At 69.1% G+C, this 10,353-nt stretch carries 8 protein-coding genes and 1 pseudogene; 6 read left to right on the top strand and 3 right to left on the bottom strand.

What is annotated here, in order from left to right:
• Positions 1-140: 140 nt before the first annotated feature.
• Positions 141-998 (bottom strand): siderophore-interacting protein, encoded by an 858-nt coding sequence (locus E0500_RS02590; protein WP_131567899.1) that lies wholly within the window; start codon positions 996-998, stop codon positions 141-143.
• Between the two features lie 148 nt (positions 999-1,146).
• Positions 1,147-2,196, bottom strand: a complete 1,050-nt coding sequence (locus E0500_RS02585; RefSeq protein ID WP_131567901.1) for an ABC transporter substrate-binding protein — start codon at positions 2,194-2,196, stop codon at positions 1,147-1,149.
• A gap of 464 nt (positions 2,197-2,660) precedes the next feature.
• Between E0500_RS02585 and E0500_RS02580 the strand changes: the two genes are divergently transcribed.
• Positions 2,661-3,593, top strand: a complete 933-nt coding sequence (locus E0500_RS02580) for a hypothetical protein (RefSeq protein ID WP_131567903.1) — start codon at positions 2,661-2,663, stop codon at positions 3,591-3,593.
• Positions 3,594-3,609: 16 nt separating this feature from the next.
• Here E0500_RS02580 and E0500_RS02575 read toward each other — a convergent pair whose 3' ends face one another.
• Complete coding sequence (locus E0500_RS02575; RefSeq protein ID WP_131567905.1) at positions 3,610-4,284, bottom strand: hypothetical protein; 675 nt, start codon at positions 4,282-4,284, stop codon at positions 3,610-3,612.
• Positions 4,285-4,586: 302 nt separating this feature from the next.
• Here E0500_RS02575 and E0500_RS02570 point away from each other — a divergent pair, with 302 nt between their 5' ends.
• The 5 genes and pseudogenes from E0500_RS02570 to E0500_RS02550 form a co-directional block, all read left to right on the top strand.
• Entirely contained in the window at positions 4,587-5,804 is a 1,218-nt protein-coding gene (locus tag E0500_RS02570) for a HupE/UreJ family protein (RefSeq protein ID WP_131567907.1), read from the top strand.
• Positions 5,805-6,096: 292 nt separating this feature from the next.
• Positions 6,097-7,575, top strand: coding sequence for a fibronectin type III domain-containing protein (locus E0500_RS02565; protein ID WP_399120137.1), 1,479 nt, complete (start codon positions 6,097-6,099; stop codon positions 7,573-7,575).
• Positions 7,576-7,714: 139 nt separating this feature from the next.
• Positions 7,715-8,770 (top strand): WxL protein peptidoglycan domain-containing protein, encoded by a 1,056-nt coding sequence (locus tag E0500_RS02560; RefSeq protein WP_131570099.1) that lies wholly within the window; start codon positions 7,715-7,717, stop codon positions 8,768-8,770.
• 69 nt (positions 8,771-8,839) lie between these two features.
• Positions 8,840-9,859, top strand: a complete 1,020-nt coding sequence (locus E0500_RS02555; RefSeq protein WP_131570097.1) for a hypothetical protein — start codon at positions 8,840-8,842, stop codon at positions 9,857-9,859.
• A gap of 124 nt (positions 9,860-9,983) precedes the next feature.
• Positions 9,984-10,247 (top strand): annotated as a pseudogene (locus tag E0500_RS02550) (IS630 family transposase); the annotation flags it as partial.
• Between the last annotated feature and the right edge of the window lie 106 nt (positions 10,248-10,353).

Raw genomic sequence — 10,353 nt, 5'->3', positions numbered from 1 at the left:
GTTCCTCCGAGCGGGGACGGTCCGTGCGGACGGGAGAGGGGGGAACCGAAAGGGGCTTACTGGCTTACCGACTTGCGGCGTACTTAGGTAAGCCTAACCTAATTAACCGGGTCGCAATCCTGCCCCATCCGTGACTGCCGTCACTCTCCTCGCTCGCGCATCTGCTCCTCCGTCAGCCCCTCGCGCCAGTAACCGACAAAGGTCACCCGCCTCTTGTCGATCCCGCGCTCGCGCACGAGATGGCGGCGCAGCTCCTTCACCCGGCCGGACTCGCCCGCGATCCAGGCGTACGGCTGCTCGGCGGGCGGGAGTTGGGCCTCGCGGATCGCGTCGAGGGCCATGGGGGACCCCTCGGCGCGTACGAGCCAGGTGATCTCGGCGTCGGCCTCGGTCGCCAGGTCCTGGATGTCCCTGGCGTGGTGGACCTCCAGCCAGACCCGGGCGCGGGTGCCCGCCGGCAGTGACTCCAGGATCGCGGAGGCGGCGGGCAGGGCCGTCTCGTCGCCCCACATCAGCACCAGATCGGTGTCCTCGGGCGGACGGAAACGGATCGCCCGGTTGTCGGCGACGGCCGGGCCGAGTACCAGGACGCGGTCGCCGGCCTGGGCGAGGGACGCCCACCGGGAGGCGGGGCCCGCGGGCGCGGTGGCCCCCGGCTCCATGCCGTGCAGCACGAAGTCGATGTCGATCTCGGCGGTGTCTCCGCGTGCGTCACGGCGCAGCGCGCGGAGCGTGTACGAGCGCATCACCGCGCGTACGTCGTCCGGCAGTTCACGCCAGCCCTGCCACCATGCGTCACCCAGCTCGATGGGTACGGCGGGCGCGGACTGGCCGGGGTGCGGCAGGAACAGCGACAGGGACTGGTCCCCGCCGTCGGAGCGGAACTCCCGCAGGTCGTCACCGTCGAAGGTGACGCGCACGAGAGACGGGCCGAGCCGCCTCGTCCGTACGACCTGAAGGGAGAAGAAACGGAACGGGGCGGCTATGGCCGTCGTCATGGGGACTCCTGAGGTGTTGTCAGGGCGCCTGTTCGGGCGGCGGGGGCCATGCCACGCCCCTTCAGGGGCGCGGGGCTGTATCGATATGCGGCTTCGCCGCGGTGGAGGCGCGACCAACCGCAGGCGACCCGCAGTTCGGCTGCGGCGCTCAGCTGACCTTCTTGGCGTTCTCGATGGCCTCGGCAAGGTTTTCGAGCAGTGGCGCGCACTTGTCGTAGGAGAGAATCGGCTCCGGGTCACGCGCGATGACCTGCCCGGCCTTGACCGCGGGCAGCTTCTTCCACGTGGCCTCGGTGATGTCGTCCGGCTGGATCGCCGAGGAGCGGTTGTCCATCATGATGATGTCCGCGTCGTACTTGTCGACGTTCTCCCAGCTCAGGTTCTCGAACCAGCCGCCGCTCGCCTTGAGGGTCGAGGCGGGGGGCTCGACGAGGTTCACGCCGAGGGCCTTGTAGTACTCCAGGTCGATGGAGAGGTTCGAGCCGGAGACGTAGAAGATGTCCTGGGCCGCCGAACCCGCTAGCACCTTGATGTCGGGGTTGGCCTTGGCGGCGGCGCGCAGCCGGGCGGCGGCGTCCTCGAAGCGCTTCTTGGCCGTGGTGACCTTCTCGGCCTTCACGTCGGCGCCGAGGGACTCGGCGAGTTCCAGCATGCGCTGCAGCGGCTCGGTCAACTGGCGGTCGTACACGGAGATGCCGACGCTCGGGGCGCCGAGGGCGAGGATCTTCTTGCTGGACTCCTCGGGCACGTACCAGAGGGTGCCCGCGTCGTCGAACAGCGTGGTGAGGAGCGCGTCGGGGGAGAGGGCCGCGTACTTCTCGATGTTGAACTGGCCCCACTCGTTGCCGAGGACGGTCACCTTGCTGATGTCGAGGTCGCCGGCCTGGACGTCGGCCTTGCCGTCCTTCGTTCTCGTCGGTCCGAAGACGCCCTTGACGTCGATCCCGTAGTCGTGCAGCGCGGCGGCGACGCCGATGAACGCGACGATGTTCGCCGGGATCCGGTCCCCCTTCGCGGTCTCGCCGCGGTCGTCCTTGAAGGACCAGGGACCGGACTTGGCCGCGGCCGTCGTCCCGCTCGAACCACCGCTGCCGGCGTCTTCGTCCCCGCAGGCGGCGAGCACGGCGCCGAGACCAAGGGCACCGCCGGCGGCCAGGATGCCGCGGCGGGTCGGGTGGGTGGCACGGGCGTTGAACATGGGTGGCTGCTTTCGAACAGGGCTGGATCGCCCGGGAACAGGTTCGAAGGTAGGTTAGCCTAACCTCATTAATTGTCCAGGGGGTGGTTCCCTCGCGCTTCCCGGTGACCTCGGCGAATCCGGCCGCGCAGGTCGGCCAGTGCCGCATCAGGTGGTGTTCGCCTGTTCACGACCTCGCTGAGGCGTTCGTCGGCGGCGTGCTTGTTCCGCCGGACGATGTGGCGGCGGATCATGCATACAGGGCCGGATGACTCCCCGCTTCGCCCGCTGCCGCCGTCCTCACGGTACGAGGGAAGCGCAGTGTTACGCTTCGTCAGGGTCTGCTCTCTTTCTGGCGACGAGGCGAACAGGGGCTTGGGCAGGGCGTGTTGACCCGCCCAGAAGCGTCCCTCCGGTACTCGATCGGCATCGGCCGGCCGCCACGAGTCAGGGCCGAGGCCAGGGAGCGTCATATGTACTCTCATATGTACTCGATGACCGCGCGTGAACAGTCGGGCGACACGAAACGGGCACCGGCCCATCTGTCCCGTGCTGTGCGCTCACGCACGCAAGGGTCCGTGTTGCCGCCGCACCTTGCGCGCGTCCTGGAGATGCAGGGACTGGCCGGCAACGCCGCGACGACTGAGACCCTCACGGTGCAGCGCATGTCCCGACGGCGGGACAGCTCCGACTCTGATCTTGCCTACGGGTCTTCGGCGGGCTCTTCCAGTAGTGGCCCGCGGCGGCATGAGGACGATGGTTCCGACTCGGACTTGGCTTACGGCTCGGACAGCGGATCTCCGTCGCGTCGCGCTGACAACTCGTTCAGCGGCTCGGTGGGCGGAGTGCGTTTCGTAAGCCAGAGCAACAACGGCCGTATGATGCGTCAGATCTTCAATGTCGTCGAGAGCGCGTCCTCCCATTTCTCCCAGGAACTCTCGGCCGCCGGCGCCATCACTGTGCAGCTCGGCCGCACGCAGGGAGGAACCCCCGGCGAATGGCGGCCGGACAGCCGTACGGTCGTGCTGGATCCGAGGCGGGCGACCCCCAGCCACCTCGGCGGGACCGCCGTTTTCGAAATCCTCAACGCCGCGGCAGAAGGTAGCCGGGCGGCCCTGGACGCAGACGTGCTCAACGGCAGGCTCGACAGCGAGGCCGAACGGGCGGGGTGGCCACCTGATCAGTTCTACGCGAGGGAGATGGAACGCATTGAGTGGCGGAACGGCATAAGGCATCGGGAGATCATGATTGCCGCCGGCCTGTCGAGGTCGAGCGCCAACCTGTTCTCCGCCGAAGGCGACTTCGAGTCCTACTACGAGCGCCAAGTGCGATCCGGCCATACCCACAGTTACGAATTCCGCTACCACCTTTTGCGAGAGCAAGCGGCCTCTGAGGCTGCCCGTCGCGAGGAGCGGTAGGCCACCTGATCCGGCACTATTCGAGCCATACGACAATGCCGGTCAGACCGTTGAGTACCGCCGCCACGCCGGCGCGCACGGCTCGGGAAGCGCGTTCGGGCGTAAAGGTCTCCGGGTCGTACGACGAGGACATGCCGAGGCCTTCGCCCCGGAACGACGCGCCGGTCCAGTCGGCGGCGGTGACGTTCTCCGTCGGCTCCGCCAACTCGGCCCCGACCACGAGGAACTGCTGGTCGAGGTGACTGGCCGTGACCAGGGCCAGGGGGTCGACGAGATCGTTGCCGGCGCTGATGACGAGGTCGGGCGACAGGTCGATGGCCTCGCTGATGCTCGGTACGTAGTCGGTCGGCTTCGTGGCCGTGATGGTCTTGAGGCTGACCTCTTCTTCGTCGGCCCACTTCGTGACGGCGTTCGCCAGCGTTCTGGTCTGGGCGTCCTTTCCCGCGGTGAGCAGCACCACGCGGTAGCCCTTCGACGGGTGGAGCCCGTCCCAGGAGCCGGGGCGCGGTGTGATCGTCCCCTCCGGGGCCGGCGGTGCGGTCGGGTCGGAGAACCCCGGGCCGACGGAGCCGACGGCGGTGGGCTTCGGGTGCGGCTGGGACCAGTCGTCGCCGGAGCTGCATCCGCTGACCAGGATGGCGGTCGCGACTGCCGCGACCGGCAGCCCGACGGGCAGGAGCCGAGGGGACATGGGGTTCGTCCTTCAGGAAGTGGTGGGGAGTGGTCGGGGCTGGTGGAAGTGGCGGGAAGGAGCGGCGGGAAGGAGCGGCGGAAGTGGCAGGGAGGAGTGGCAGGGAGGAGTGGCGGAAGCGGCGGGGGCGGCCGGAAAGCGCCGGGCAGTGGCGGGGAATGTGCCTACTTCCTACCTCATGATTCGCGGCTTTCGGGCGGGATGCCGTGGTGGTCGGGTCGGGTTCGTCGCCGATTCGCACATGGGCCGCCGTTCGTTCACCTGAACCCAGCAGATTCCGTGCGGCAACGAAGAGGAGTCGCATGTTTTCCGCCACCCGACGTCGCGTCTGGACCGCCCTCGCCGCCGCAGTGGTGGCCGTCCTGCTCAGTGCCGCGCCCGCCCCCGCCCACGGGTTCACCTCGACCGTGTACGCCGACCTCACCTCACCCGAGGCCGGACACGTCCGCACCGAACTCAGGCTGGAGTACGACCTGCTCGTCGTCTCCGCCGCCGACTACGAGAAGAACGACGCGCTCTTCCAGTCGGGCAACTCGGCCTTCGAGGACGGTGACACGTCCCGGCAGGCCGCGGCGCTCGACGCCCACGCCGACTCGGTCGTCGCCTACGTCACCGATCGCTTCGGCGTCACGGCGGAGGGCGAAACGTGCGCTCCGGTACAGGACGGCGACCTCACGATCGAGCGGCGTGAGGGCGTCCCGTACGCGGTGCTGGACCTCGACTACCGGTGCCCAGGGGCCGCTGACGCGCACGAGGTGCGCAGCGGTCTGTTCCCGGACTCCGAGGGCTATGTGCGCGACACCAAGACGATCGTCACCTATGACCTCGACCTGACCGCCGGAAGCACCGCCCTCGACGCCGAGCACGCGTCGTTCTCCACACAGCAGTCCTGGGCCGAGCGGTTCTGGGACTTCTTCCGGCTCGGCGCCGAGCACCTGCTCACCGGGCTCGACCACATCCTGTTCCTGCTGGCGCTCATCGTGGGATCACGCCGACCGCGTGAGATCGTGCTGGCGGCGACGACCTTCACGCTCGCCCACTCGGTGACCTTCCTCCTCGCCGCGCTCGGCCTCGTGCGGGTGCCCGCCTCGCTCGTCGAGCCGGTCATCGCGCTCTCGATCGCGGTCGTCGCGGGCTGGCATCTGCTGCGGATCGGGCAGCGTCGGTCGCACGCCTCAGATCTTGAGGCGGACGGTCACGGTCATGGTCCCGGTCACCTCGGTCTGGACCGCGCGGGCTGGACGCGGCTCGCGGTGGTCTTCTGCTTCGGGCTGGTGCACGGGCTCGGTTTCGCCTCGGCGCTGGGGATCGACCAGGCATGGTCGTGGACGCTCCTGTGGTCACTCCTCGTCTTCAACGTGGGCATCGAAGCGGTCCAGCTGGCCATCATCGCCGTCGTCTTCCCGGTGCTCGCCCTGCTGCGCCACCGTCAACCGGTCGCGGGGCTCTGGGTGACCGGGGTGATCGCGGCGGGTGTGTCCGCGATGGGGTTGGTGTGGTTCGTACAGCGCGTCCTCTGAGCTCTGAGCCGACATGGCTCGCAGAGCCGACAGAACCGATAGAGCCCGCATAGCTCACAGAGCCGACAGAACTCTCGCCGCCCTCGGACAGCCTGCCCCCAGGACACTTTCCTGAAGGCGCAAGTATTCGCTCGTTCCCCGTTCACCTCGGCGACAGGGACTTACGCGACTTTTACCTGGTTCCCACCCCCCGCCGCACTCGAAAGAACGGAAGCCGATGAAGCTCCCCAAGGGGACACAGAGAAGCGGGCTCGTGCGACGCCGGGTTGCCACGGGCGCCACCGCGGTGGCCATGGGCGCCGCGATGATGTTCGGCAGCGGCCTGACGACCGCCGCGCACGCCGACGATTCCGCGACGGCCACCGGCATCGTCCTCGGCGTGGGCGCGAGTGAATCGCAGCGCGTGGTGTCCTGGTACACCTCGACCGGCACCCCGCAGGTGGTCCAGGTCGCGCCGACCGCCCAGGTCCGGGGCGGCCAGTTCCCCCAGAACACCGTCACCTTCCACGCCACCGTCGCCGCGAACAGCGTCAGCGGCGGCTACAACGCGCACGCCACGATCGACAGCCTGCGCAAGAACACCCAGTACTCGTACCGCGTCGGCTCCCAGGGCAACTGGTCCTCGACGTACTCCTTCAAGACCCAGGAATTCAAGGGCGACTTCGACTTCCTGTTCTACGGCGACCCGCAGATCGGCTCGTCCGGCGACGAGGCGAAGGACGCGGCCGGCTGGAAGGACACCCTGGACGTGTCCCTCGCCGCCAACCCGAACGCCGAGCTGCTGGTCTCGGGCGGCGACCAGGTCCAGACCGCCAACACCGAGTCGCAGTGGAACGCCTTCCTCGGCCCGGACAAGCTGCGCCAGTACCCGTGGGCCGCCACCATCGGCAACCACGACGTCGGCGGCAAGGCGTACGACCAGCACTTCTGGACGCCGAACACCGACCGCTCCGCCGCGTACTACAAGGGCGACCCGGCGACCCAGTCGGGCGGTGACTACTGGTACACGTACAAGGGCGTGCTGTTCATCGACATCAACAGCAACGCCTACGCCAACGGTGCCGACGAGGCCCACCTCAACTACATCAGCGACGTCATCAAGAAGCACGGTCGCGACGCCAAGTACACGGCGCTCGTCTACCACCACTCGATCTACTCGCCGGCCGACCACGCGAACGACTCCGACAACAAGCAGCGCCGTCAGGACTTCCCGACCGCGTTCTCGAAGCTCGGCGTCGACCTGGTTCTCCAGGGCCACGACCACAGCTACTCCCGCAGCTATGTGATCAAGAACGGCAAGAAGGCGAACGCGGCCGAGCAGCCGGGTGCCGACGAGGTCGTGCAGGGGCCGGGCGGCGTCATCTACGTGACGGCGAACTCCGCCTCGGGTTCGAAGTACTACGACCTCACCGCTCCTGACACGACCCAGGACCCGGACTACGGCCCCGACCCGCTCAACCCCAAGAACCACTGGGCCAACTCGGTCGAGAACCAGGAGCACGTCCGCACCTACGTGAAGGTCCAGGTGCGCGGCAACAAGCTCGTCGTCGAGAACCTCCGCAGCGGCACCTGCGCCGCCCCCAACGCCGCCGTGGAGCTCGGCAAGGTGTCGTGGTGCGGCCCGAACGACGGCGCCGACGCCGCTCCGCCGGTCGGCTCCGTCGTCGACAAGGTCGTGGTCCAGCCCTACCACGGCAGGCCGGACACCGAGGCGGCCACCGAGTCGGCCGATGCCACGGCTGCCCCGGCCGGGTCCGACTGGCTCCAGTAGTCAACTGAGGGTGGTGCGGTCCGCTCCACCTGACGGGGTGGGCACCTCCGGGTGCCCACCCCACCGCGCCCCCACCGCAACCCCACCGCACGTTTCCCTCGCACCGCCCCCGAACCGCCCGACGCCCGAGGATCATCAGATGCACCACCCACCCAGACCGCGTACGACCGCAGCAGTCACCGGGGTTGGAGCCCTCGCCCGAGCCGCCCGAGCCGCATGCGTGGTGCTGCTCGGTGCGCTCGCCGCGCTCGGGGTTCTCGGCGTTCTCGGAGCGGCGGCCGGACCCGCCGCGGCGGCGGACCCCGATGCCTCCTGGACGGTCGCCACGGCCTCCAACGACCTCGGGTCCGGCCGGCAGAACTACAGCTACACCCTCGATCCGGGCGCACGCCTCACGGACGGCCTCGTGGTCGCCAACCGTGGCACCACACCGCTCCACCTGGCCGTGTACACCGCCGACGGGTTCACCACCGACGCGGGCAAGCTCGACCTCGTCCGCAAGGACGCCAAGTCGACGCGGGTGGGGGCGTGGGCACAGGCGGACCGGTCCGACGTGACGGTACGCCCCGGCCGGTCGGCCGAGGTGCCGTTCACGCTCGCTGTTCCCGACGACGCCGAGCCCGGCGACTACATGGGCGGCATCGTCACCTCGCTGACCCGGCCCGGCCAGGCGGAGCAACGGCTCGGCATCCGCATCCGGCTGCGCGTGGGCGGAGAACTCAGGCCGAACCTGTCGGTGGAGGACCTGCGCGTGGGCTACGCGGGCACGGCCGACCCGTTCGGGAAGGGCGAGGCCACCGTCACCTACACGATCCGCAACACCGGCAACGCCATCCTCACCGCCCGCCAAGCGGTCTCCCTGTCCGGCCCCTTCGGCCGCCCGCGCGCCGACGCGGGGAAGATCGACGACTCGCCCCAGGTGCTCCCGGGCGACACCTGGAAGGTCTCCGTTCCGGTACGGGACGTCGCTCCCGCACTGAGAACGACAGGGACGGTCACCCTCACCCCGCTGCTCACCGACACATCGGGCTCGATCGCCCCGCTCACCACCACCGAGACCACGACCCACGCCTGGACCGTCCCCTGGACGCTCCTCCTTCTTCTCCTCGTCGTCCTGTGCGGGGTGTTCGTCGCCATCAGATGGGCGTTCCGGCGCCGACGCGAGCGCCCCGGTCCGCATGTTGACGCCGCTTGACTCTCACGTCGCTGGAGACTCGACGATCGCCCCGTAAGCGAGACACGATTCTTATCGGAGGGGTCAGTCATGCGCGGCAAGGGCATCCACTACGACACCGGCACGTTTCCCAACGGCGATACCTCTCGCCCCGTCTTCGACGCCGATGTGGTCGAGCGGGATATGCGGGTCATCGCCGAGGACCTGCACTGCACCGCGATCCGCATCACGGGCGGCGACCCCGACCGGATCGAGACCACGGCCCGGCACGCGGCGGCCGCCGGGCTGGAGGTGTGGTTCTCGCCGTTCCCCTGCGAGATGACGAACGAGGAGATGCTGCCGTACTTCGCCGAGCGGGCCGAGCGTCTGCGCCGCGACGGCGCGGATGTCGTCCTCGTCACCGGCTGTGAACTGAGCCTGTTCGCCCGTGGGTACCTGCCCGGCGACACCTTCAGCGAGCGCATCCCGGTCCTGGCCGGCCCCGACCGCGAAGCCGCGCTCAAGCCCCTCCCCGACAAGGTCAATGCCTTCCTCGGCGACGTCGTCCGCACCGTCCGGCCCCTCTTCGCCGGCCCCGTCAGCTACGCCTCCTGCCCCTTGGACGGGGTGGACTGGGCGCCGTTCGACATCGTCGGCCTGGACGCCTTCCGTGGCCTGCGCAACGCCGCCACCTACCGCGAGGACCTGCGCAAGGAGTTCACCCACGGCAAGCCGGTCGCCATCATGGAGGTCGGCTGCTGCACCTTCCATGGGGCGGGCGACTACGGCGGCTCGGGCTGGTACGTGGCCATGGAGCCGGACGGCGTCACCCCAAAGCCCGACCTGGTGCGCGACGAGGGCGAACAGGTCCGCTACCTCGACGACCTCATGCCCGTCTTCGAGGACGAGGGCGTCGACTCCGTCTTCTGGTTCAGCTTCGCCGGCTACGGCACCCCCCACCGCCTGAACGGACCCGACCCCGACCTCGCCTCCTACGGCATCGTCAAGATCCTCGACGAGCACAGCGGCTACCCAGCGGGCACGCGCACCTACCCCGAGATGCCCTGGGAACCGAAGGAGGCGTTCCACGCCCTCGCGAGCCGCTACGAGGCCTCAGGGCCATACGGCTAGTGCGTTGACCGCGAACGTCGGCCGGGTGGAGGTGAAGTGATCTCGGTTTCCGGCGATGCGCAGGTCGCAAGCACCCCGACCGGCTGCCGGCCACCACAACTGGTCCGGCAACAAAACCGCGACGATCCGCACCTGGGCCGCCCGGCACAAGACCGAGCTGTGCTTTACCCCGACCCACGTGTCCTGGGCCAACCCCATCGAACCGCACTTCGGGCCGCTGCGCGGCTTTGTCCTGGGCAACAGCGACCCGCCCAACCACCCCGTCCTCGCCCGTGACCTGCACGCCTACTTAGGCTGGCGCAACCGCCGTCGTCGCCACCCCAGCGTGCTGGAAGCCCAGCGCCGCGAACGCTCCCGCGTCCGATCCGAACGCCAGCACCGCTGGGGCCGTCCCCGCCGCACGGCAGCACGATCAACCCACTCGCCGAACGACCGCGGTCAACGCACGAGGCACGTCGCCGATGTCCGGCCCGAGCTGCACATCAGGGTGTCCG

It is taken from the genome of Streptomyces sp. KM273126 (assembly GCF_004337435.2).
In the GTDB taxonomy this organism is placed as follows: Bacteria; Actinomycetota; Actinomycetes; order Streptomycetales; family Streptomycetaceae; genus Streptomyces; species Streptomyces acidicola.
Note: the sequence above shows the minus strand (reverse complement) of the source record. Positions and strands in the feature narration are given on the sequence as shown.

Excerpts from the sequence above, each read along its gene's own strand:
- E0500_RS02565 (WP_399120137.1), top strand. The coding sequence starts at position 6,097 with ATGGGCGCCGCGATGATGTTCGGCAGCGGCCTGACGACCGCCGCGCAC.
- E0500_RS02585 (WP_131567901.1), bottom strand. The coding sequence starts at position 2,196 with ATGTTCAACGCCCGTGCCACCCACCCGACCCGCCGCGGCATCCTGGCC.
- E0500_RS02560 (WP_131570099.1), top strand. The coding sequence starts at position 7,715 with ATGCACCACCCACCCAGACCGCGTACGACCGCAGCAGTCACCGGGGTT.
- E0500_RS02580 (WP_131567903.1), top strand. The coding sequence starts at position 2,661 with ATGTACTCGATGACCGCGCGTGAACAGTCGGGCGACACGAAACGGGCA.
- E0500_RS02590 (WP_131567899.1), bottom strand. The coding sequence starts at position 998 with ATGACGACGGCCATAGCCGCCCCGTTCCGTTTCTTCTCCCTTCAGGTC.
- E0500_RS02575 (WP_131567905.1), bottom strand. The coding sequence starts at position 4,284 with ATGTCCCCTCGGCTCCTGCCCGTCGGGCTGCCGGTCGCGGCAGTCGCG.
- E0500_RS02555 (WP_131570097.1), top strand. The coding sequence starts at position 8,840 with ATGCGCGGCAAGGGCATCCACTACGACACCGGCACGTTTCCCAACGGC.
- E0500_RS02570 (WP_131567907.1), top strand. The coding sequence starts at position 4,587 with ATGTTTTCCGCCACCCGACGTCGCGTCTGGACCGCCCTCGCCGCCGCA.